Annotated in this window: 21 protein-coding genes; 4 read left to right on the forward strand and 17 right to left on the reverse strand. The window is 43.2% G+C overall.

Annotation, left to right across the window (positions count from 1 at the left end):
• Positions 1 to 6: 6 nt before the first annotated feature.
• Together lepB and JZO70_RS02365 are read right to left on the reverse strand one after the other, a co-directional pair.
• Positions 7 to 534: a signal peptidase I gene (gene lepB / locus JZO70_RS02360; RefSeq protein WP_207671934.1), complete on the reverse strand. Its 528-nt coding sequence runs from the start codon at positions 532 to 534 to the stop codon at positions 7 to 9.
• Between the two features lie 95 nt (positions 535 to 629).
• Complete coding sequence (locus JZO70_RS02365) at positions 630 to 1,964, reverse strand: dihydrolipoyl dehydrogenase family protein (protein ID WP_207671935.1); 1,335 nt, start codon at positions 1,962 to 1,964, stop codon at positions 630 to 632.
• Positions 1,965 to 2,383: 419 nt separating this feature from the next.
• On the opposite strand from JZO70_RS02365, the gene JZO70_RS02370 reads away from it, so the two are divergent.
• Positions 2,384 to 3,166 carry a MerR family transcriptional regulator gene (locus JZO70_RS02370; RefSeq protein WP_207671936.1) on the forward strand — a complete coding sequence of 261 codons (783 nt, stop codon included), beginning with the start codon at positions 2,384 to 2,386 and terminating at the stop codon, positions 3,164 to 3,166.
• A gap of 36 nt (positions 3,167 to 3,202) precedes the next feature.
• On the opposite strand, the gene JZO70_RS02375 is transcribed toward JZO70_RS02370, so the two are convergent.
• The 4 genes from JZO70_RS02375 to JZO70_RS02390 all read right to left on the reverse strand — a co-directional run bounded on the left by JZO70_RS02375 (position 3,203) and on the right by JZO70_RS02390 (position 6,289).
• Complete coding sequence (locus JZO70_RS02375; RefSeq protein WP_207671937.1) at positions 3,203 to 3,457, reverse strand: hypothetical protein; 255 nt, start codon at positions 3,455 to 3,457, stop codon at positions 3,203 to 3,205.
• Between the two features lie 76 nt (positions 3,458 to 3,533).
• The gene (locus JZO70_RS02380) at positions 3,534 to 3,665 is read right to left on the reverse strand and encodes a FeoB-associated Cys-rich membrane protein (RefSeq protein ID WP_207671938.1); all 132 of its coding nucleotides are present in this window, start codon (positions 3,663 to 3,665) and stop codon (positions 3,534 to 3,536) included.
• Positions 3,653 to 5,818: a ferrous iron transport protein B gene (gene feoB, locus JZO70_RS02385; protein WP_207671939.1), complete on the reverse strand. Its 2,166-nt coding sequence runs from the start codon at positions 5,816 to 5,818 to the stop codon at positions 3,653 to 3,655. The genes JZO70_RS02380 and feoB overlap by 13 nt, the downstream gene beginning before the upstream one ends.
• Positions 5,819 to 6,289, reverse strand: a complete 471-nt coding sequence (locus tag JZO70_RS02390) for a FeoA family protein (protein WP_207671940.1) — start codon at positions 6,287 to 6,289, stop codon at positions 5,819 to 5,821. It abuts the gene before it with no gap.
• A 354-nt stretch (positions 6,290 to 6,643) separates the two neighbouring features.
• Between JZO70_RS02390 and nrdH the strand changes: the two genes are divergently transcribed.
• From nrdH to nrdF, 3 genes are all read left to right on the forward strand, one after another.
• Positions 6,644 to 6,862 (forward strand): glutaredoxin-like protein NrdH, encoded by a 219-nt coding sequence (gene nrdH / locus JZO70_RS02395; RefSeq protein ID WP_207671941.1) that lies wholly within the window; start codon positions 6,644 to 6,646, stop codon positions 6,860 to 6,862.
• A 129-nt stretch (positions 6,863 to 6,991) separates the two neighbouring features.
• On the forward strand, positions 6,992 to 9,151 hold the full coding sequence (gene nrdE / locus JZO70_RS02400; RefSeq protein WP_207671942.1) for a class 1b ribonucleoside-diphosphate reductase subunit alpha: 2,160 nt from the start codon (positions 6,992 to 6,994) through the stop codon (positions 9,149 to 9,151).
• A 431-nt stretch (positions 9,152 to 9,582) separates the two neighbouring features.
• Positions 9,583 to 10,548: a class 1b ribonucleoside-diphosphate reductase subunit beta gene (nrdF, locus tag JZO70_RS02405; protein WP_207671943.1), complete on the forward strand. Its 966-nt coding sequence runs from the start codon at positions 9,583 to 9,585 to the stop codon at positions 10,546 to 10,548.
• 70 nt (positions 10,549 to 10,618) lie between these two features.
• Here nrdF and JZO70_RS02410 read toward each other — a convergent pair whose 3' ends face one another.
• From JZO70_RS02410 to JZO70_RS02460, 11 genes are all read right to left on the reverse strand, one after another.
• Entirely contained in the window at positions 10,619 to 11,323 is a 705-nt protein-coding gene (locus JZO70_RS02410) for an MgtC/SapB family protein (protein ID WP_207671944.1), read from the reverse strand.
• A gap of 45 nt (positions 11,324 to 11,368) precedes the next feature.
• Complete coding sequence (locus tag JZO70_RS02415) at positions 11,369 to 12,088, reverse strand: pseudouridine synthase (protein WP_207671945.1); 720 nt, start codon at positions 12,086 to 12,088, stop codon at positions 11,369 to 11,371.
• Between the two features lie 95 nt (positions 12,089 to 12,183).
• Complete coding sequence (locus JZO70_RS02420; protein ID WP_207671946.1) at positions 12,184 to 14,670, reverse strand: ABC transporter permease; 2,487 nt, start codon at positions 14,668 to 14,670, stop codon at positions 12,184 to 12,186.
• A 1-nt stretch (position 14,671) separates the two neighbouring features.
• Positions 14,672 to 15,331, reverse strand: a complete 660-nt coding sequence (locus JZO70_RS02425; RefSeq protein WP_430748880.1) for an ABC transporter ATP-binding protein — start codon at positions 15,329 to 15,331, stop codon at positions 14,672 to 14,674.
• 95 nt (positions 15,332 to 15,426) lie between these two features.
• The gene (locus JZO70_RS02430; RefSeq protein ID WP_207671948.1) at positions 15,427 to 16,557 is read right to left on the reverse strand and encodes a sensor histidine kinase; all 1,131 of its coding nucleotides are present in this window, start codon (positions 16,555 to 16,557) and stop codon (positions 15,427 to 15,429) included.
• Positions 16,533 to 17,204, reverse strand: a complete 672-nt coding sequence (locus JZO70_RS02435) for a response regulator transcription factor (protein WP_207671949.1) — start codon at positions 17,202 to 17,204, stop codon at positions 16,533 to 16,535. The genes JZO70_RS02430 and JZO70_RS02435 overlap by 25 nt, the downstream gene beginning before the upstream one ends.
• Positions 17,205 to 17,325: 121 nt before the next feature.
• Positions 17,326 to 18,030, reverse strand: coding sequence for a glucosamine-6-phosphate deaminase (gene nagB / locus JZO70_RS02440; protein WP_207671950.1), 705 nt, complete (start codon positions 18,028 to 18,030; stop codon positions 17,326 to 17,328).
• 496 nt (positions 18,031 to 18,526) lie between these two features.
• Positions 18,527 to 19,666, reverse strand: coding sequence for a mannitol-1-phosphate 5-dehydrogenase (locus JZO70_RS02445; protein WP_207671951.1), 1,140 nt, complete (start codon positions 19,664 to 19,666; stop codon positions 18,527 to 18,529).
• A gap of 2 nt (positions 19,667 to 19,668) precedes the next feature.
• A complete protein-coding gene (locus tag JZO70_RS02450) occupies positions 19,669 to 20,106 on the reverse strand; it encodes a PTS mannitol transporter subunit IIA (RefSeq protein WP_207671952.1) in 438 nt (145 codons plus the stop codon).
• Between the two features lie 13 nt (positions 20,107 to 20,119).
• The gene (locus JZO70_RS02455; protein ID WP_207671953.1) at positions 20,120 to 22,177 is read right to left on the reverse strand and encodes a PRD domain-containing protein; all 2,058 of its coding nucleotides are present in this window, start codon (positions 22,175 to 22,177) and stop codon (positions 20,120 to 20,122) included.
• A gap of 82 nt (positions 22,178 to 22,259) precedes the next feature.
• Positions 22,260 to 24,029, reverse strand: coding sequence for a PTS mannitol transporter subunit IIBC (locus tag JZO70_RS02460; protein ID WP_430748881.1), 1,770 nt, complete (start codon positions 24,027 to 24,029; stop codon positions 22,260 to 22,262).
• Positions 24,030 to 24,210 lie beyond the last annotated feature (181 nt).

Below are 24,210 nucleotides of genomic sequence, written 5' to 3' on the forward strand. Positions count from 1 at the left end.
TTATTATTAGTCAAGTGTTCCAATTTTGTTTAACGGCCAAAACTTCAACTTAGCATTGGCAAAAATTTCCTCTTGATCAATCGGTCCAAGCATGCGACTGTCCTTGGAGTTTTGACGATTGTCCCCCATTACAAAATAGGTTCCCTCCGGCACGGTATATCTGAAATCATCCGTCAACTGAAGGCCATCAGGCATCTCAGCCTTAAACTCATCCAAGTAAGGTTCAGCGATTTCTTCGCCGTTAATGTACAATTGGTCCTCTTCGTAAAGAATCTCTTCACCAGGTAAACCAATCACCCGTTTGATATAATCTCTGTCTTTATCATCCGGTGCATGGAATGAGACAATATCTAGACGGTTAATCTCCCCTACCTTTAAGCCAAAAAGGCGTTCGCTATCTTCTAAATTGGGATTCATCGATGCCCCAACAACTTCAATCGGGGTAAAAATGAAATGACGTGCTAATAAAACGACAGCTAGCGCGCCCACAAAAAAGGCGATATCGGCAAAAGTAATCCAGCTTTTTTTCTTCAATCAACAACCTCCTACGGTGCTTTTTCCCATTATATCAAGAAAGATTCAGAAAAAACAGGTGCTTTTTATTTATTCCCAGCCAAAAGAAGCTAGATTTAAATGTACTTCATATAAGAATGGGCGATACTTGGGAAAATATAAATCAATTCCTCTTGGTCTGGTGCTTTCATTTTGGCGTTCATTATATCCAGCAGTCCGTCCACTGTTTCCACTGCATCATTGCCGACATTGGTTACGCCAACCATGTAGTCTTCTTTGTCGTAAACAAAGGTGATCTTATTGATGTCATCATTCCCCACTTGGTGGAACCAGTCTTTGGCGGCATAGTCGACAGCTGTTACCGTATACTCGTCTGGATTTGCTTGGGTTTCTTCTGGTGTCACACCGGCTGATGCAATTCGCGGTGAAGTAAAGACGTTGTAAGCAATTGGCGGATAAACAATCCCCTCATCCGTATCACCCGTAAATAAATGGGACAAATATTGAGATTCATAAGCGGCCACTGGTGTAATCTTTGGCTGCTTCTTATCTAAAATATCCCCCGTTGCATAAACACCTTTTAGATTGGTTTCCAAATGATCGTTCACCGGAATTCCCTTAATTGGATCAAATTCTAAGCCAATCCCTTCAAAGTTCATGTTTGCGGTTTGCGGAACGCGGCCGGTAGCATCTAACACGTAATCAGTCGTGTGTTGATAGCCTTCTTTACCGTGCAAAACAATGCCTTGATCGGTTTTCTCCGCCGACTCCAATGCGACATCGAATTGGAATTTTACCCCGCGGCGTTTTAAATCCTTCACGACTTCTTCTACATAAGGCTGATGGAAATCTTTCAAAACCTTCGTTCCCCGTAAAATCATCGTAACATCACTGCCGAACGCATTGGCAACCGTCGCAAATTCCATCGCAATATAGCCGCCGCCGATAAAGGTGATTTTTTCCGGCATTTCCTCCAGCACTAAAAAGTCGGTGCTGTCATGGAACAGCTCACTGCCAGGAATGTCTAAGCGATGAGGTAGTTGACCGGTAACAATCACAATTTTGTCTGCGCTATAAGCTGTACCGTCAACTTCGATGGTATGACTGTCCACAAAGGTTCCGCGACCAATAATCGTTTGAACGCCGGCATTTTCCAGCTTTTGCTTATTACTTTCAGCCAAGGAATCGATTACCTCGTGCTTATGGGCCATCAAGTCCGGCCAATTCAAGCTAGGCAGGCTGTCAAAACCGCGCCCCTTCAACTGCTCCACTTGGCGCAGCAGCTCGACTGGACGGTCCAAGGTAATTTTCGCGTTACAACCGCGGTTGGTACACACACCACCAAATAAGCCTTCTTCAATTACCCCAACTTTCAACCCTGCTTTTGCCATAGGAATGGCGCCGTTCCAAGCACCTTGCCCACTGCCAAGAAATAATACATCAAAATCCATCAAATCGCTCCTTCATTTATTTTTTATAAGAAAGGCTTCACGAACTCGCTCAGCTTTGGAGCACCGATTAGGTACTGTTCTACATCAACTCTGCTAAGGCAGTCGTTGTGTATCACAGCAATAAGACTAAAATTTTGATAAACTGCCAAGAAACACAGCGATCGTAGGAGCTGATGTTGATTGGTACCTACTTGGTGCTCTTCAAGTTTCTCAAAATTTTCGCTTATTGCCGACAAAGCTAGTTTGTGAAGCCGGACACCATTATTGGTTTATTCATCTGTCTCTTCTTAATCTTACCACTGAACAGTCTGCGAATCAGACCATTTGCTCATAATCTCCTAGAAAAAAATCCCTCTTGACCTTCCTGTAACTGGAAGCTGTATAATAAGAAGCAACTAAGAAAGAAACGGAGAAGTCGCATGTTAACCATCAGCCAATTTTCAAAAATCGCTCACATTACTACTAAGACTTTGCGTTATTACGATGAAATCCAACTGCTGAAGCCGGCGGAAATTGATCCTCATAACGGCTATCGCTATTACCGCAGCAACCAAATGGCGACGGTTTTTCTAATTCAAAAACTAAGAAGCTATGAGTGTTCTCTGGAAGAAATTAAAAAAATCCTAGTTGATCCAGCTTTGTTAAAATCTACCTTGGAACGAAAACAAGCGGAAATCAGCGAAAAAATGGTCACCTATGCTTCCTTACAAGCCCTGATTGATAAGGATTTAGCCACTTTATCAGATGGCGGCTTATACATGCAGCATCAGGAGAAAATTGAGCGAGTAGACAGCCCGCAAATGACGGTATTTTCCATCCGCCGCATATTGAACGTGCAAGATTTCAGTGAGCTGTTGACGGAGGTTTTCGAAATGATTGCCCAAGAAGGCATGATCCCAGTTGGCCCGCCCTTGTCTATTTATCACAGTCCAGAGTATACGCCCGAACATTATGACATGGAGTTTGCTGTCCCGGTAGCCGAAGCCAACTATAAAACGTATGAATTGGCGCCTCGACCTTGCGCGAAGCTGCATTATAAAGGAAATTATGAACGGTTGACAGAAGTTTATATGCAGTTAAGTCAATGGGTGGAAGAGCAGCAGCTGGAAATAGTCGGTCCGGCGATGGAGTTGTGTGTGACTGATCCTAATACGACTTCACCAGATGAAAATGAAGTCACGATTTATTTGCCGATCGAGTGAAAAAGACCATGACTCAACACGTAGAGTCGTGGTCTTTTAGCGGACATAGAGCGTTACTAAAAATAGCAGAAAAACCAACAGCAGCTCAAATAGCAGATTATTTCTGCGCTTTTTGAAAATGCCGCGATTTTCTTCCATCAGAAAGTTGATAAAGGAAAAGAGCAGAAAAACGACTACTACCAACAGATTCTTAGCAAACGGCGTCCAACGATTTGCTACAGTGAAAATAAGCACCAACCAAAGAAAAAAGATTCCCAGTTTGATATCGATACCTTGTGTTTTAGTCAGCATAGTTAACCCCTTTTTCTACTATTATATAGTAAATTTAAAAGCCGCAGGAGAAATTTTCTCGCTGCGGCTTAGAGCATTATTTTTCTTGTTCATGTTTCACGGGACAGCTGCAATCACACTCTTCACAAGAGCTGCCGTTTTTAATTCTGCGGTAGACGATGACTCCGGCACCGCCGAAAATCAATACGGATAGGACTAAGGTTGCCATTCTTCTTTCACCTCTTTGATGTGTTCAATCGTTACAATCGGCGTACGTTTGGCTGGTCTTCTTACTACGAAGTATACCAGGACTGCCAACAAAGCAACAGCCAGAACCATTCCAAAGCCGATACTTCCACCTTCAAAGATCACATGACCAATTTGATAGATAATGAAGCTGACAACATAAGCCAGTCCGCATTGGTAAGCAATCGCACGAACTGTCCATTTCATATCGCCCATTTCCCGATGAATTGCACCCATTGCCGCAAAACATGGCGCGCACAACAGATTGAAGACTAAGAAGGAATAGCCGGCAATTGGTGTATAAGCCGCTCGTAAAGCCGCCCAAATTTCCACACCGTCTTCAGCAACCTCAGCGTGACGGTACAAAATCCCAAAGGTGCCGATGACATTTTCCTTCGCGACTAAACCAGTAATGGCTGCCACAGCGCCCCGCCAGTCGCCCCAGCCTAATGGCGCGAAGATTGGAGCAATTATTCCACCTAAGAAGGCTAAGATACTATCATTCTCATCCACTGATTGCAGTGAGAAGTTGTAGCTGGAAATAAACCAGATAATGATACTTGAAACAAAGATAATCGTCCCTGCCCGTTTCACGAAGGCTTTACTATGGTCATAGGTATAACGCAAAGTATTGCCGATCCTTGGCATATGGTACAAGGGTAATTCCATAATAAATGGTGCTGGATCGCCGGCGAATAGTTTCGTTTTCTTCAACGCAATCCCCGATAAAACAATCGCACCGATACCGATAAAGTAAGCTGATGGTGCTACCCAGCTGCTGCTAGGGAAAAAGGCACCCGCAATTAAAGCGATGATCGGCAGTTTCGCTGAACAAGGCATGAAGGTCGTTAACATCGCTGTCATGCGACGATCTTTTTCGTTTTCAATTGTTCGACTAGCCATGACCCCAGGGACACCACAACCAGTAGCAATCAACATAGGGATAAAGGATTTGCCAGATAAACCAAATTTACGGAAAATCCGGTCCATTACAAAGGCGATGCGGGCCATATAACCGCAATCCTCTAACAAAGCCAAACATAAGAACAAGACCATTAATTGCGGCAAGAAGCCTAAAACAGCTCCCACTCCGGCAATAATTCCGTCTAAAATCAAGCTTTGCATCCAATCAGCGACATTCCAGGAAGCCAAGGCATTGCCGACAAAATTCGGTACGGCTTCACCAAACAGCACATCGTTGACCCAGTCAGTTCCCATAACGCCGATTGTTTGAATAGAAATGTAGTAAATCAACCACATTACAAAGGCAAAAATCGGTAAGGCCAAGAAACGGTTGGTTACTATCCGGTCGATTTTATCCGACAAGGAAAGCTTGAACTCGTTATTGTCTACCATACACAAGGCTTTCAAGTGAGTAATGAAATCGTAGCGTTCGTTAATAATAATGGTTTCCGCATCATCACCAAAAATTCTTTCGGTAATTTTGACGGTTTCTTCGATCTCTTTTTGTTGAATACTGCTTAAGGCTAATTGGTCCTGGGCCCGAACATCACGTTCAAACAGCTTCACGCTGTTCCAACGGCTGTATTTTTCCAACACGGTATTGCCTAAGATGTTGGCAATTTCACTTAAGGCTGCTTCAACCCGTTTATCATAATGAGGAAAAGTTAGTTCTTCCTGCGGGTTCTTAGCCGCTTCGATGGCTTGCTCAACCGCTTTGTCCAGTCCCCAATTTTTTAGTGCACTGATTCCAATAACTGGAACCCCCAAGGCATAAGACAATTTTTCCAGATTAATCTGTTTGCCGTCTTTTTTAACCAAATCCATCATATTAACCGCCACTACAACCGGAATTCCGGTTTCAATCAGCTGGGTGGTTAAATACAGATTCCGCTCCAAGTTGGTGCCGTCCACAATATTCAAAATAGCATCCGGGATATCGGATAATAAGTAATCCCGCGCCACGACTTCTTCTGGTGAGTAAGGAGATAAGGAATAAATACCCGGCAGGTCATCAATGATGATCTCCTGCTGCTTTTTGTATTTTCCTTCTTTACGCTCGACGGTAACCCCCGGCCAGTTTCCGACAAACTGATTGGTGCCGGTTAAGATGTTAAAAGTACTGGTTTTCCCACTGTTGGGATTTCCCGCTAAAGCAATATGCAATTCTGCCATCTAATTCGCCTCCCTAGCTACAACAACCATTTCAGATTCATTTTTTCGCAAACTTAATTCGTAGCCGCGAACTCGGATTTCCATCGGATCGCCTAAAGGTGCCAGTTTGACCACTTTGACTTCGGTGCCCTTAGTTAAGCCCATATCCATTAAGCGGCGCTTCACGGCTCCAGTGCCATGGACGTTGACAATCTGTCCGGTATCTCCTACTGTCAGCTGGTCCAAGGATACCCAAGCCCGTTGCTCTTCTGTTACCTCATTCACGAGTATTTTCATTAATAAAGACTGATCCAGAGCCACCCGAGCATTATGTAACAAAACAATGCTGTTGTCCCCGGAATGGTTCACTACCGCCACTTTGGTTCCGACAGTCATTCCTAAATCTTGCATCCGTCGTTTTAACTCAGCATCTAACTGAATCGTTTCAATTTGTACAACTTTGTTTAATGGGATCTCTGCTAACGTTGTCATGGCGCCCTCCGTTTGATTTCATTAATAATGATAATCTTTCTCATTTAGAATACAATCATTCCCATGAGAAGTCAATAAAATCTTGAGCATTTCAGTTGACAAATTGAGGATTTTATATTTTCGAAAACCGAAAAATAGTTATTCAAACTTTTTTCGGCTGGTTAAAAAACATTGACTAACATTGTTCTTTGCTTAAAGTCACTATAATCTCTGAAACAAGGCGTTTTCATGATTTTCCAAAAAACACTAATTCTAGTGTATGCACTTTCCAACGGCACAAGATGTAGTATCTTATGATTGACTTTTTCGCTACATCTTTTATACTAAGAAGTGTAGAAAAAAGGAGGCCTTTTTATGGTTAAAGTATATTCGAAAAATAATTGTATGCAGTGCAAAATGACGAAACGTTATTTATCTGACAATAGCATTCCCTTTGAAGAAGTAAATATTGATAACGAGCCAGCGGCGTTGGATTTCTTGAAGGATCAAGGATTTCAAAGTGTTCCCGTAGTCTTCGGCGGCCAATCAGCGATCATCGGTTTTAGACCTGATCAACTAAAAGCCTTAGCTTAACCTGTAAACTTTGCAGTCGAAGGATTGCAAAGTTTATTCTTTTAAAAGAATAAATGCAAGACAATTGATGGACTGATTTTTCATTTGAAGAATTGGTCCAAAACTATGATTAAGGAAAGATGTGACGATATGAGCCTAAAAGATATAGGAGACGTAAGCTACTTTAAACTGAATAATGAAATCAACCGTCCCGTTAATGGACAAATCCCGTTGAATAAAGACAAGGATGCGCTAGATGCCTTCTTTAAGGAAAACGTGGAGCCCAATACCCGCAAGTTTGCGACCGTGGAAGAAAAAATTTCCTACCTATTAAAAGAGGATTATTTAGAGGAAGAATTCATCGCAAATTATTCACCAGCATTTATTGAACGACTTTTTACTTATTTAGATGAACAAAACTTTACCTTTAAATCCTTTATGGCAGCCTACAAGTTTTATTCCCAATATGCCTTGAAGAACAACGAAGGCACTGAATACTTGGAAAGCTACGAAGATCGCGTGGCCTACAATGCGTTGTATTTTGCCAACGGCGACGAAGAATTGGCGATGCGTTTGGCAGATGAAATGATTCACCAACGTTATCAGCCAGCTACCCCATCATTTTTGAATGCCGGCAGAAAACGCCGCGGCGAATTGGTGTCTTGTTTCTTGATTCAAGTAACCGATGACATGAACAGTATCGGCCGTTCGATTAATTCAGCCTTGCAGCTGTCACGTATCGGTGGCGGTGTGGGGATCAACCTATCCAACCTGCGGGAAGCCGGCGCGCCAATTAAAGGGTATGACGGTGCAGCCAGCGGTGTGGTTCCTGTGATGAAATTATTCGAAGACAGCTTCTCTTATTCTAATCAATTAGGCCAACGTCAAGGGGCCGGCGTGGTTTACTTGGATGTGTTCCATCCAGATATTGAAGTCTTCTTATCAGCGAAAAAAGAAAACGCCGACGAAAAAATCCGCGTGAAAACTTTGTCGCTAGGTGTAACGGTGCCCGATAAGTTTTACGAATTGGCCCGTAAAAATGAAGATATGTACTTGTTCAGCCCTTACGGCATCGAACGGGAATACGGCGTGCCTTATTCTTACGTAGATATCACTAAAGAATACGACAACTTAGTCGCTAATCCAAATATTGGCAAGAAAAAAATCCGCGCCCGTGATTTGGAAAATGAATTGTCTAAATTACAACAAGAATCTGGTTATCCTTATATCATCAACATCGATACGGCTAACAAAACCAACCCGATTGACGGAAAAATCGTGATGAGTAACCTGTGTTCCGAAATTTTACAGGTGCAAACTCCTTCAGCGATTAACGATCGTCAAGAATATGACGAATTAGGAACGGATATTTCTTGTAACTTAGGTTCTACTAACATTGTGAACTTGATGGACAGCCCTGACTTCGGTCAATCTGTTCGTACGATGGTTCGCGGTTTGACTTATATTACTGATGCATCAAATATCGATGTCGTTCCTTCAATTCAAAACGGCAACAGCTTGAACCATACGATCGGTTTAGGTGCGATGGGCTTGCACACGTACTTTGCTAAAAACCAGATGATTTACGGTTCAACAGAATCAATTGATTTCACTAACATTTACTTTACCTTGTTGAACTACTGGACTTTAATGGAAAGCAATCAAATTGCCAAAGAACGCAAACAAGTTTTCCATAACTTTGAAAAATCAAAATATGCCGATGGTACGTACTTCGACAAATATGTTTCTGGCGAATTCTTGCCAAAAACCGATAAAGTCAAAGAAATCTTCAAGGACATTTTCGTACCAACTAAAGAAGATTGGGAAGCATTAAAAGCAGCGATTCAAAAAGACGGCTTGTATCACCAAAACCGTTTAGCTGTAGCGCCAAACGGCTCAATTTCTTACATTAACGATACGAGTGCCAGCTTGCACCCGATCACTCGCTTGATTGAAGAGCGTCAAGAAAAGAAAATTGGTAAGATTTACTATCCAGCACCTTACTTGAACAATGAAACCTTGCCTTACTACACTTCGGCTTACGACATGGATATGCGTAAAGTGATTGATGTATATGCAACGGCGCAACAACACATTGACCAAGGCATGAGCTTGACCTTGTTTATGCGTTCTGAAATTCCACGCGGCTTGTACGAATGGAAAAACGAAACCAAACAAACCACCCGGGATTTGAACATTTTGCGTAACTACGCCTTCTACAAAGGCTGCAAATCCATCTACTACGTGCGGACCTTCACCGAAGACGCCGAAGAGATCGGTTCAAACCAATGTGAAAGTTGTGTTATCTAGTGCCATGCCAGTCCTGCTTTTCACAGTTTAGTATTGTAAAAGAGACTGATAATAAATATACCATTCATCCCTTGATGAACATGTCTAGCAGGATGGTATGCGTACGACAATCAGACTGATTTTTCCTAAGAAAAATCAATTCTTTACATGGAGGTAGCTGCCAGTCCTGCTTTTCGCAGTTTATGAAATGTGAAAGCTAGACTCGTTCCTGAACTAATCTCAGCTCATGATGTCTAGCAGGATGGTATGCGTACGACAATCGAACTGATTTTTCGTGGTTTTCGAAAAATCAATTCCTTATTTCCGAGGTAGCTGCCAGTCAGTTCCACAACTAGCAGCACAACATTACGCAAACAACAATCATACATCACGAATCTACAACTAGATTCGTGATGTTTAGCAGTATAAAGCAAGATCAAGGAGGAAACTACATGGCAGAAACTTATTACAAAGCCATTAACTGGAATGAAATTGAAGACGTGATTGATAAATCCACCTGGGAGAAGCTGACGGAGCAATTTTGGTTAGATACTCGAATTCCTTTATCCAATGACTTGGATGACTGGCGGAAATTATCTGATTTGGAAAAAAAAGTGGTAGGCTATGTTTTCGGCGGCTTAACTCTTTTGGATACGGTCCAATCAGAAAGCGGAATGGAGCAGCTGCGGGCGGATGTTCGTACGCCTCATGAAGAAGCGGTCTTGAACAATATTCAATTTATGGAATCCGTCCATGCCAAAAGCTATTCATCTATTTTTAGTACCTTGAATACCAAGGCAGAAATCGATGACATCTTTGAATGGACCAACACCAACGTGTATTTGCAAAAGAAAGCTGAACGCGTGAATGAAATCTACAAAAACGGTACGCCGTTGGAGAAAAAAATCGCTAGTGTGTTTTTAGAAACCTTCCTATTTTATTCTGGGTTCTATACCCCACTGTATTACTTAGGAAACAACAAGCTGGCCAACGTGGCGGAAATTATTAAACTGATCATCCGCGACGAATCGGTTCACGGAACTTATATCGGCTACAAATTCCAACGAGGCTTCAACGAACAACCGGTAGAAGAACAAGAACGTTTGAAGGAATGGATGTACGATTTATTGTATGAATTGTACGAAAACGAAGAACGTTACACCGAAGAATTGTACGATGAAATCGGCTGGACCGAAGAAGTGAAAACCTTCCTGCGTTACAATGCCAACAAAGCATTGATGAACTTAGGGATGGACCCATTATTCCCAGACACAGCTGATGATGTGAACCCGATCGTGATGAACGGGATCTCAACTGGAACCAGCAACCATGATTTCTTCTCCCAAGTTGGGAACGGCTATTTGTTAGGCCAAGTTGAAGCCATGAATGATGATGACTATTTGATTGGTTTGGAATAAGAACAGCTTGTAATTCATTTAAAAAGACATTATGGAAGATGTTGACTATCCTCCATAATGCCTTTTTTTGTTACACATTAATCAGCCGCAGTTTGGTAATATTTTTGTACATAGACAAATCCTCGATGACATCGGTGTAGGACAAGCCTTTTGGTAAATCAATCGTATACACATTGGTGTAGATGCGATAATCATTACGGAAATCCACATTGAAATCGACATTTTCCACTGCGATTTTTTTGTCTTCAAAGTAGTTCATGATAAACTCTTTGGTTTCCTCGCGATGAATGAAGCGAATCTCTAGTTTCTTGATCGCGTGAACCTTGATAATTTTCTTCACCACCGTCAGCGCCAGCATCACCCCGACAAAACTAGCAATCGCAATATCATAGTAGCCCATTCCGATGGCTAAACCTAGACCGGCTCCGGCCCAAATAGAAGCTGCTGTGGTCAAACCAGTAATAGAACGATTAGTAACCAGAATTGTACCAGCACCTAGGAATCCGACACCACTGACAACTTGCGCAATTAAGCGGGCTTCATCTGAGCGAACGACGCCGGCTAAAGAAGGATTTTCGATGGCATAGCGCAAAGAATTGCTGGCGATTTCCGTTTGAATCAAGGCAATGATGGTGGCCCCCATACAAACCAAAATGTGGGTTCGAATGCCGGCCGGTCGATTGCGGTACTCCCGTTCAATCCCGATTGCCCCACCCATCACCATGGCAATTAATAAACGAATCATAATTTCTGTGATAGATAACTCCATATCCATTTTCGATCACCTCTATTTAAGTATAGCACTTCACGTGTGGAAGACTTATTTTGAGGCCTTCAATTGTTCCAATTCTTCCCCGCTTAATTCACGGTAACTGCCTTTGGCTAGATCGTCTGGCAGAGCTAAGCCTCCCATTCGGATTCGTTTCAAATAGGTCACTTCTTTACCGCAAGCCTTCACCATCCGCTTCACCTGATGGAACTTGCCTTCTTTTAAAACAATCCGCACTGTTGAGGTTTGTTTTTCCTCGTCAGTTTCGTCAATCATCAACTCGGCTGGTAAAGTTAGTTCCCCATCCAACTGAATCCCTTTGACGAAAGTCTGCTGGTCCTGTTCATTCATAACTCCCTTAACTTGGGCCAAATATTCCTTCTCCACATGTTTTTTAGGGGATAATAACTCGTGAGCCAGCTGTCCATCATTAGTAATTAACAAAAAGCCTTCGGTGTCCTTGTCCAAGCGCCCCACTGGAAATAAATCTTTGCGATAATCCGCTTCGGCAAACAAATCCATCACCGTTCGATCCTTTTTATCTTCGGTGGCACTTACGACCCCGGCTGGCTTGTTCAATAAATAATAGTAAAATTCTTGATACTTGATCACTTCACCGGCAAAAGTAACCACATCCTTCAAAGGATCAACTTGGGCTTTATCCTTTTTCTCAACCTGGTCGTTGACCGTCACCTGACCCTTTTTAATGTACTGTTTGACTTCTTTGCGGCTGCCAAGGCCGGCTTCGGCTAAATATTTATCTAAACGCATAGGATGCTCCTCGATTTTTTCTTTATTATGCCACAGAAAGTAGTATTATCAAATCGAAAAACCGACTATCAGCGAGATAGTCGGCGCTTGTTTCTTTATTCTGATGCTTGAATCCGGGTAATGACGGTTTCTTTGTTGACTAGGTGAATCGTGGCGGTGGTCAAAATCAGCTGGACTATGACGACTACAGCTATCAGCAGGATTACCTGCAAAAACGGATAACTGTAGGTTCTTATCTGCATAATCCCTTCGGCTTCGATGTATAAAAACACCAGATAACCAATAATACTGCCTAATCCAGCCGCCAGCAGAACAATTCCACCAGCATAAAACATTCCTTCCAGCCGCAGCATCTTCTTCATTTGACCGTTAGACATACCGATTGCCTGCATAATTCCCAGCTCTTTTTTACGACTTAAAATACTGTCAATCGTCGTATTGACTAGATTCATGATTCCCACAATTGCCAGAACCAGCAAGATAGCATAGCCGGCGCCCCGCATCATTAGTGTAGCCGATTCCCACATTTCCAGCGAATCTTCAAAGCTGTCTAATTTGTAAAACTCGCTTTCGGCTTTGATTGCTTCTAGCTGTTCTTTGACTTCCGGCAGCTGAGCTTGATCCGCCTTGATATCTACAGATCTAGTTAAATTATTGTTTGAGAAGCCTTTGATGGTCTCTTCTGATGCCAATAGAGTATTGTAATTATCGAGGCTTTTTGAAAAATCACCACCTGCGACAATCGTCATCTTTTTGACGAAGCTTTCGTTGCCATCGAATATGGTCACATCAACGGTTTCACCAATTTCCAGCTCAGGATAATTATGGGCAATAAACCCACAGGCGATCAAGGTGTTTTTCCCAGCTAATTCTTCATAGGTGACATCACCTTTGAGTAGATTAGCCTGCACTTCATCCATCTGATCTTGAGTGATCCCTCCGATGGAAACTGTCAAAGACTTTCCATCATTTATATCTTTAAAAGTAGAGATTTCTCCATGGATGGTTATATGAGGTTCTACTTGCTCAACGCCGGGAATTGCGGCAATTTGCTGGAGGGTTTCTGGTGTTAATGGATTGTTTTGCTGCAGGTTGTTCCAATCCCGCTCCGGCGCCATCTGATCGCCGCCCCAGGTTTCCAGCTCCAGTCGGAAGTCTTCCGCAATTTCCTGTCGAGCAATATCTTGCGGGTCCATGCAATTGAAGACGGTTGAGACTACCACAAACAAAATCCCGATTAATCCCAGTGAAACAATCGTTATGATGGTTCGTTTTTTATTTCTTGATAAGTTGGCACCTGTTAAGCGCTCAAGGTTTAGATTAATAAACCCTTTGCGTTTTTTGCGTTTGGTTTCATTTTGACCGGTGTAGCGCATGGCTTCAATCGGCATAATTTTGCTAGCTAAGCGCATCGGTCTGAGAGAAGCGATGATCACTGTCAAAAGGGAAATTCCGATACTTAATGCCACAATCCAAGGAACAATCAGCTGAACTTCGCCGTTGGATAATACTTGTCGCATCGTAGTGGTCAGGATATCTCCTCCTAAGTCAAAGGCTTCCACTAATCTTTCGAAGAACAATAAGACGGCTGCACTCCCGATGGTTAAGGCAATCGGAATCGCGATGGCTGCTACCAGCAGGTTTTCCTTTAACACAATTTGCCGCACTTGTCTTTTGGTAGCACCAAGAGCCTTCAGCTTACCGAATTCTTGCACTTTGCTGATTAAGGACACGTAATAAATACTGTAAATCGTTAAAGCGCCGGCGATGGAAATAATGACCACAATGATGGCCATCCCACTATAGAAAGCCGGGTCGGTGTAATTGGCAAACAAATAGTCATCATTCGTCACAATATCACTTTCCAGTACGTCAAAGCTTTTGCCAATTTCTTTGGTGGCCGCTTCAATGCCATCGGTGGTTCGGGCCTCTTCCGGTGTCAGGCGCAGGAGCACACGATAGTCTCGCTGATCGACTGGAATATATTTTTCCATAAAAGGTTTTGATACCATCATAGAGTAGACTCTTTGTTTCACGTTGTTAGAAGTCCCTGTCTCTTCAATCAATCCGGAAATCGTGAAGGTTTGCTCCTCTTCGATCCCCATTCCATTTTTGGTATAAGGTTGAAATGGAAGTGTAACGGTATCTCCGACTTTAGCGTTCTCATAACCGTAGGCTTTTAGTGTCGTCTTCGAAAGGGCGGCCTCATTCTCTTTCACTGGCACCTGCCCATCCTCCATGACGACCTTGTTCAAGTCCGTAGCGTTTCGATCCATATAAAGCATAACTACATATCCGCCATCCAGCATCGACTGACCGACATCTTGCCGCAAGCCGTACGTTTCCAAGGCGGCATGCTGTGCCAGCTGATCTTTTTTCTCCTCTGAGACGCCGCGGAACATGGCGTGAAAGGTTGGGAAAACTTCATTGACGGCCGCGTTTTGGGTATGCACGACACCTAGGCCCATAGTCAGAATCAAAAACACTAACAACGTGGTTAAAATAATGGCAATTCCGGAAAGCAGATTTTTACTGCGGTGATACTTGGTGTTGGCCCAAGCCACCGAATTGATCATTTTCATTTTAGACCACCTGCCCGTCTTCAATATGAATGATGCGGTCAGCTGTTTGGGCAATGCCTTCATCGTGGGTGATCACAATTAAGGTCTGGCCAAATTTCTCAACTGAACTTTTCAGCAGCGTCATAACCTCCAGCTCGGTCTTCGTATCTAAATTTCCGGTTGGTTCATCGGCTAGAACAATCGCCGGCTGTGAGGCAATCGCTCGGGCAATCGCTACCCGCTGCTGCTGACCCCCAGAAAGCATGCTAGGCAAGGCATCTTTTCGATCAAGTAAGCCAATGGTCTTCAGTAAATCTTCTACAAAGGCAACGTTCACCTTACGATTATCCAAGCCAATCGGCAGCACCACATTTTCCCAAACGTTCAAGGAAGGAATCAAATTGTAATTCTGGAAAACAAAACCCACCTTTTGACGACGAAAAACCGCCAGCTGCTCATCCTTCATGCGGTAAATATTTTTGCCTTCCACTAGCACTTCGCCGGCATCCGGGCGATCCAAGCCGCCGATTAAATTCAAGAGAGTACTTTTACCGGAGCCGGACTTGCCGACAATTGCTACGAATTCTCCTTGGTGTACATCTAAATCAACATGGTCTACGGCCTTTACAATTGAATTCCCATCATCGTAATGCTTGACTAAATCTCTAATTCTTAAGATCATGGTCATCTCCCTCTCTCTCTTATCTTACCTTTAGTTTAACGGCTGAACCTTGCAGTTCTCTTTCAAGGAACTTTACAAAATTGTAAGATAAGAAATTAGTGGGCCAAAGGGAAGGTCATCTGGAAGTTGGCACCGGTTGGCTGGCGGTTTTTCACCATGATTGTGCCGCCTTGTTCCTCGACGATTTTTCGAGTTAAATACAAGCCAACCCCTGATCCATCGACAGCTTCACTATTTTTACCACGGTAAAAACGCTGGTAAATTTTGTTCTGTTCCGCCGCAGAAATGCCCGGGCCTTGATCCATAATTTCCACCACGACATAGGTGGTCAAGACTTTTCCAGTCACTTGAATCGTGGTATTTGCAGGCGAATATTTGATGGCATTTTCCAAGACATTGCTGATGGCTTCTAGAGTCCACTTATGATCGATAAAAATATCCGCATCAACGATTTCTGTCAGCTCAATCTCGATGTCCTTTTCGATCGCTTTAATAATGACGCTGTTGATAGCTTCTTTAGTGAGCTCCTTCAGAGAATAGTTTTGCGGATTAATCTGAATCAGATCGGTTTCCATTTGCGAAATTTTGGCTAAGCCATCCAGCATTAAATCTAGTTTGTTGATTTGAATTAAAGCCTGTTCACTAAAATCTTGGCGTTCAGCTGATGAATACTTATCAGAAAGCGCGATGTCCATACTCAGCTTTAAGGAAGCCACGGGTGTTTTTAATTGGTGAGCAATATCGGTAATGCTGGATTTGATTTGACCATCTTCCTGTTGGGTCCGCTGCAAAAGGACCTCGTACTGACTTTTTTCGGTTTGATACTGATCCTCTAAATTGGCCGCTTGTTCCTGCAATTTTCTTTGTTTTCGTAAATTCCAAATGACGAGGCAGATCAACACCAAAAAAGTTCCAACAATAATTAACAGATTGCGCAGAGCGAATCGTTGAATCAACTGTTCAAAACCAGTCTGGCGCGTACTCATGCCATACTTTGCTTCCAATTCATTCCCTCTTGTATAGTCCTGTTCAGTTCCCTCAGCATTAAAGGCCTCGATTAATTGAGGCTCTGCAGTCTCCTGATTTTCTGCCAACCGACCTAACGTTGCGACCCGTTCGTAGTGCAAGGCCTGCTGCATTTTAGCAAGATTCCAGATCACCAAACCGAGGCTGATAAAAATGATTAAGAGAAAAGGCGCGATTATTTTTGCACGTCGTCTACCCATAAATAGCCCACTCCTCTAACAGTTCGGATTTTTTCCTTACCGATTTTTTGCCGCAGCCGGCTGATATTGACGGAAACCGTGTTGCTGTCCACATAGTCTCCTTTGACATCCCAAATATGCTCCAGCAGCTGATCGGAGGAAAGGATCTGTTTCGGATTTTTCATAAAGATCGTCAGTATTTTCAGTTCGGTCTTGCTAAGGGGCAGGGGTTCGTTGTCTAAAGTGACCTTCATTTCGGATAAGGACAGGCTAAGATCATCTGAGACCAGCACGTCACTGTTAGGTTCGGCGATTCGTTTGACTAGCGCATTGATCTTGGAGACCAGCACCATTAGGCTAAAAGGCTTGGTCACATAGTCATCGGCCCCGTGTTCATAGCCGGCCACAATGTCATATTCCTGGTTGTAGCTGGTGAGCATGATAATCATCACGTTAGATTGGCGGCGAATCTCCTGGCAAAATTCCAGCCCGCTGCCATCCGGTAAAGAAATATCACTGATGATTAGGTCGATTTCCAGGGCTTTGAAGGCCGCTTTGGCTGCGGCAATGTCAAAGCAGGACATCACTTCATAGCCTTCTTTCGTCAAACACAGCTTGATCCCTCTATTTAAATTGATGTCGTCTTCCAATAATAAGATTCTTCGCATGGGCGTTCCTCATTTCTCGCGTATGTCTTACTTTAACTTTATCAAGGAATATCCTCACATACAATCTTTATTGGCGTAAAAAAATAGGACTCTCGTTTTGAGAGTCCTAAGAAAATTCTGTTTAAGCTAATTTGCTAGCGGCTGCTTCATCGATGATCACGATTACGTCATCATGCTTTTGCAGGATACTTGCTGGTAGATCTTCGGTCACAGGACCTTCGATCATGCCTTTGATGGCGTCTGCTTTTACTTCGCCAAAAGCCAATAGCAAAATCTTTTTGCTTGGCATGATTGAACCAATACCCATTGAAACGGCAGTAGTAGGTACATCTTCTGCTTTGTCGAAATAAACTTTATTAGCTTCGATAGTTGATTCAGTCAACTCTACAACATGCGTTTTTTCGGTAAATGGCGTACCAGGTTCGTTGAAGCCGATGTGTCCGTTGCGGCCGATTCCTAATACTTGGATATCAATCGGATGCTCCGCAATTACTTCTTCGTAATGCTTGCATTCAGCTTCCAAATCTTCAGCTTTGCCGTTTGGTACAAAGGTTTCTTTGAAAGGTTTTTTATTGAATAAACGATCATTCATGAAGTAGCGGTAGCTTTGTGTATCATCTCCGCCTAAACCTACGTATTCGTCTAAGTTTACAGAAGTCATGTCAGAAAAATCTAAATCACTGCTAGTCATTTCTTGATATAAAGTTTCAGGAGTGCTGCCAGTTGCCAAGCCTAATACCTTCGCTCCGTTAGCCATACCGTCTTTAATTAGTTCAAATGCTTTCTTGCCGCCTTCTTGGGCATCTTTTACGCGAATTACTTCCATGGTAAACGCTCCTTTGTCTATTTGGTATACACCAATTTTACCACCTGCTGATGGAATAAGCAATAGATTTGTCTAGACCAAATATTAAGAATTTGATGAGGAGGAGGGTGTAGCGTAAAAAGTTCTTCGATAACGGTTAGTGGTATGTTTCATGGCAGCTAACTCGAGGTAAGGAATTGATTTTTCGAAGACCACGAAAAATCAGTCTTATTCTCGCGCGCATACCATCACGCTAAACTTTACGAATCCATGCTTAAGCAAAAAATGGATAATTTGCTTTCGTTCTTAATCTTCTGCGAAAAGCGTGACTGGCAGCTAACTCCTTTTAAGGAGTTGATTTTTCCAAAACCCGGAAAAATCAGTCTATTCTCGCGCGCATAACATCACGCTAAACATCCTGTGCCCATGATTAGCGGAAATATTTCGCTTTAGTTTTCACGCTTAATAAACTGTGAAAAGCGTGACTGTTAAAAAAGACCCTGAAAAAATTCAGAGTCTAGGCGTTGTATTCGGCGGTCATTTCGGCGATTAGGGTTTCGTCGGTTAGGCCAGTTACTTCGGCGATTACGGCTTCTACCGCTTTTTCTTTCAGCATGCCTTGCAGCTGCACGCTTTGTTCGTCGTTAGGGTCTTGGTATTTCAAAATCATGGCAACGACTTCTACTAAATGCACATAACCTAAGCCGCGATCTTTCAATTCGCGAATTGGGCGAATGAAGCGTTCGTCGTAGCCTAATTTGCGGATCGGTGTGCGGGCTACGCGATCGATACTGTCAGAAATATGCGGATTTTCAAAACGGCCGACAATTTTGTTGATGTAGGCTTGATGCTGGTCGGCATCAAAGCCCCATTTAGCAATCAATAAACTTCCGGTTTCACCTAAAACAGCCCGTAATTGTTGCAACACGTCATCGTGTCCGATAGCTTCATCAATCGTTTTGTAGCCTGCGTAAGCACCAGTGTAAGCTACTGTCGCATGTCCAGTGTTGACTGAAAACAGTTTGCGTTCGATGTATGGCTCTAGATCTTCTACATAAGACACGTCACTTAAGCGCAGGTCTTTGTTTTTGCATTGGGTTTCGTCTACCACCCACTCGCTGAAAGGTTCTACGGAAACAAACAATGGATCTTCATGATGCTGAATCGGCACAATCCGGTCAACTGCTGCGTTCGGGAAGCCGACGAATTCTTCAACATATGCTAAGTCTTCTTCAGTTAAAAATCCTTCGACTTTTTCAAACAAGAATTGACTGCCGCCAATCATGTTCTCGCAAGCAATCACGTCTAAAGGAGTCGTCACTTTTTCCGCCCGGCGTTTTTGAATACCTTTTGCGATTAATTCTGCGATAAACGGCAACACGTTCGGTCCGATTGCTGTAGTAACAATATCTGCCGCCGCGACTGAATCCACTACAGCTTCGGGATTGTCTTTGTTGTTAATCCCAGTAACGTTATCCACGTGAATCTGCTCTTTTTGTTCGTCGGCTAATTCAATTGTGTATTCGTTGCGTTCCTTCAAAGCATTAATAATTGTTTCGTTGATATCCACGAAATCAATTGAAAAGTCGTTTTTCGCTAAAATTTCGCCGATAAAGCCTCGACCAATATTTCCTGCACCAAAATGAGTTGCCCGCATGCTTATTCTACCTCCTGCAAATACTTAATCATTTCTTCTTTGGTTTGCGCGTCTGCTAATTTTACGACATTTTCCACTTCGGAACAGAAGATCGCAATTTTTTGCAGCAAGTCCAAATGTTCATTCTCCACCCCAGCGATTCCGAAAAGCACCATGGCTACATCTTCGGTATCGTCGTTGCCGAATTGAACGCCTTCAGGTACTTGAACAATCGAGATGCCGCTTTTTTTCACGAAGCGTTTTGCTTCATCGGTACCGTGAGGGATGGCAATAAAATTCCCCATGTATGTCGACACTAGATTGTTGCGTTCGATCATGGCTTCAATGTAGTCTTCTTCGACACAGCCGCTGTCCGCCAATAAGCGTCCGCAGGCGCGAATCGCCTCTTCTTTGTCGGTAAACGACTGATCCATTAAAATCATTTCTGGTTGTAAATCCATTTGTAATTCCTCCTTAGCTTTCTTTTATTTCCTTGATAAACAATGAACTCAACAATTGATAGACAAGCTCATGATTGCCAAATTTGTAAATCTCCGTATTCAAATCACTTTCAATCACCGAACTGCTGATTTTGCCTAAGATCCCTTTTTGCGCTTCCTTCATAGGATCAGGGGCCAGCAGCAGTAAAATCCGGGTCAGCTTGATGCTTTTTTTGTCCATACCTAAAATCGAAAAGGCTTTGTCCAAATCGTAAATGGCGAAAAAGGGTTCCATGACACATTTATTGGCACTGTGGAACAGAGCAAAGTTGGTATTGGGAACGCCAATCGGGGCCACAATGTAGCGGTCAATCACTTTCTGAGTGACATACTCCGCATTTGAAACCACTGTCCCTTCCAGCTCATTGACGATTTTTTCCAGGGTCAGCTCCACCGTTTCCTCTGCCGCAAAGGGTTTTACCTGCAGCTGATTCAACAGATGATTGGCTGTTCGCATCGTTTCATACAGGTCGTCAAAGGTATCGCCGGGTTCCTGCACTAATTCTTCTTGCGCCATGCGCTCGGTTTCTGGACGCAAATCATGAATATAGGCCCGCAGCTCTTGAATTTCTTCATCCAGCAGCAAAGGTGAGATCACCTTATACGGCAAGGTGAATTCTGGTAAAAATAGGGTGGCTAGAATTAGATCATACTGTTTAAAGTTCAAGCGATTCATTTCCGAAATCTTCGCTACTTGAATTTGCTGAATCTCTGGCATGTATTTCTTAATCCGGCTTTCTAAAATCCGGGCTGTTCCAATTCCACTGGAACAAAGGACTAAAACGAACAAGCCTTTGCCTGAGGGATGCCGCTCCAGCGATGTAGCAAAATGAATTACTACATAGCCTAATTCATCATGAGTGAAATTATAATCAGGAAACACTTCAGCCAAGCCATTGGTCACTGCATCAGTCAAGGTACTGTATTTCTCCTGAATCTTTTGCAACAACGGGTTTACCATATTCGGCAAAACCGTCAGACTGCGCTTTAACGCCGCCGACATATGGGTCAACATGTCATTAAACAGCTGCTCATCCTTGCGAAATTCCAACCCGCTGTTTTCGGAAACTACCCGAATCAGCTCCTTGATTTGATAGGACAGCTCTACATCAAAGTGATCAATAAAAATGTTTTGCGGCTTTTTGTAGTTGATCCCTTCCAGCTGATAAGCAAAGAAGCGAACCTCCTGAGCCAGAATTGAATGACCGCAAGTCGTTGCTACCTTGACCATAATCTGACTGGCAATCTGCATGCTTTCTGGTTTCGGACTGCTGTCTTGTTCTTCTTCCACAAACTTTTCTTGACGGATGCGGTCAATCGACAGTGCCAACAAAATCAAAATCCGCTGAAGCTGATTATCGGTGACTTCCTTTACTGAATATTGCGGAATGTGGTAAAGAATATCTCGGGCCAAATACAAACTATGAGGCGTTAATTGCTTTAAGAAAAAATTGTCGGTGACAGCCTCCGTGTCCGGACCTTCCAAATGGTCAATGAACTGGAAAAACTCGTATTCATTGACGCCATTGAAGATCAGGTTGCCTAAAATCTGCCGCTTTTCTTTTTCCCGACCAGCAATTTTTATCCCGCGTCCTTTTAACCGCAGCAGCTGCAGCCGATAATCTTCCAAGCTCTGCTCAATTGCCTGCAAATCAGAAACAATCGTCGAAGTGCTGACTTGAAAATCCAGCGACAGTCCTTCAATCGTCTCCTCTTCGTCCACCATTAACAAGGTAGTAACAATCGCTCCTTGCCGTTGAACATTATCGGTAAACAGCTCTTCTTTATTTTCTTCTATTTCTGTTTTTAATTTGTCTAGGTTAATACTTTCCCCCACGAGACGATAACCGGCACCGCGAGGTTTGATAATTTGAACATCTAACGGTTTGATGGTTTTTTCGATACTGGAAACTTCACGATAAACGGTTCGTTTACTGACGTTCAGTTCTTCTTGCAGCTGCTCCAGCAAGACACCATCTGGATAGGCGATCAATAACGCTAAAATCTTTTTCTCTCGAACCGAAAAATACACAGCTACCTCCTCCAAGATCATAACGGGTAAAAGCAGTGAATACATTCACTGCTTTAAGAGTAATACGATTCTGCAAAAAAGACTACTTATTTTTCAATTGAGCGACAATTTTGTCATATTTTTCGGAGGTAACCATGTCTTCAACCGGTACATGAACGGCACTTGGCGCTTGTTGTTCGGCTTTGACAGTTTCACCTTTGATGGTTACGACCATTGCTGAAGGGGCATCTTTCAGTTCAGTCACTTTGGCAACTGTAACTGGAAGAGCGACATTTTTCTCTTTCAAGGCCTTCTTCATAATAGTTGCACCCATGTTGGCTGACCCCTTGCCTTCTACGTAAGCAAAGACGATATGGTCCACTCGGTCGTAATCGGCTACGCCTTCAACAACGTCATCACTCAACTTTTTTCCGTCCGATTCGGCTGCTGGAGCTTTGCCTAAGCGTTCGACGATTTCATCGTAGCGTGGTGAGTTCATGAAGTTTTCCACTTGAACGTAAGTTGCACTTGGGGCTTTTTGACTCGCCCGATCGTACAATTCTTCTTGAGTAACGATTAAGGCATTTGGATCATCCGTTAAGTTGTTGATAGCTGAATTAGTTACAGGAATATCCACGCCGGCTTTTTTCACCTTGTCTCTTAAGACAGAGGCACCCATAGCACTTGAGCCCATTCCGGCATCACAGGCGAAGATGATTTTATTTACGTTACCAAACATTTCTTGGTTAGAACTTTGAACAGTTGCTGCTCCACCTTTGCTTTGCGATTTAGAGTCTTGAACAGCTGCTTGTGTTGCGGCCAAATCGTCTTCATCACTCTTGTCTGCTTTGATAATCACCATTGCAACTAGGAAGGAAACGATGGTTCCCACGACGATACCTGCGATGTTGGCAAAATATCCGCCCCTAGGTGTCATCGCCAAGATTGCGATAATCGAACCTGGTGAAGCTGCGGCCTGCAAACCAGCACCTAACAATTGGAAAGTGAAGGTTCCGGCAACCCCGCCGGCAATTACTGCTAAGAACAACAAAGGTTTCATCATTACGTATGGGAAGTAAATTTCGTGAATACCACCCAAGAATTGAATAATGATCGCACCTGGTGCTGAAGATTTCGCTGAACCTTTACCAAAGATCGTGAAGGCCAACAAGACTCCTAGACCAGGTCCAGGGTTTGCTTCTAATAAGAATAGAATTGATTTACCAGCTTCCGCCGCTTGATCGGCTCCTAATGGTGTCAAAATACCATGATTGATTGCGTTATTCAGGAAGAGAATTTTCGCAGGTTCGATTAAGACATTTGCTAATGGCAATAGACGCATGTTGATGATGGCTTCTACCCCAGCTGCCATCATATTCGTCAAACCTTCTACTACGGGACCAATTGCATAAAACGCGATAATTGCTAATGCAAAACCAATTAATCCTGCTGAGAAGTTGTTAACCAACATCTCGAAACCAGCTTTAATCTTGTTTTGGAAGACATCATCAAATTTCTTGATACACCAACCGCCTAGTGGACCCATAATCATGGCACCGATAAACATCGGTATCCCAGATCCAACAATGACACCCATCGTCGCGATTGCCCCAACTACGGCACCCCGTTGACCGTGTACTACACTACCACCTGTGTAAGCAATTAATAGTGGCAATAAGTAAGTTAACATCGGCCCGCCGATCGTTGCTAACTGTTCATTTGGCATCCAACCCGTTTCAATAAATAATGCCGTGATAACTCCCCATGCAATAAAGGCTCCGATGTTGGGCATAACCATTCCGGAAAGGTAACTTCCCAGACGCTGAACTTTCGCCTTCAGCCCACTTTTCTGTGCTGTGTTCTCCATGTTCATTTCCTCCTTTAAACTAATAAAAATTATGATTTCGTTTACATGTATATTGTAGCCTGTAACCGGAAGTGCTTACAAGAAATAGTACCTAGGTCTTTGGCACAAAACTTTGTGCCAAGATTGCTGAGCAACATTTTTGACAAGGAAGAAAGGGGTTGCAAGCTTATTGGGGGTGCGGTTTCTG

Source organism: Candidatus Enterococcus moelleringii, from assembly GCF_017377575.1.
Taxonomy (GTDB): Bacteria; Bacillota; Bacilli; order Lactobacillales; family Enterococcaceae; genus Enterococcus_A; species Enterococcus_A moelleringii.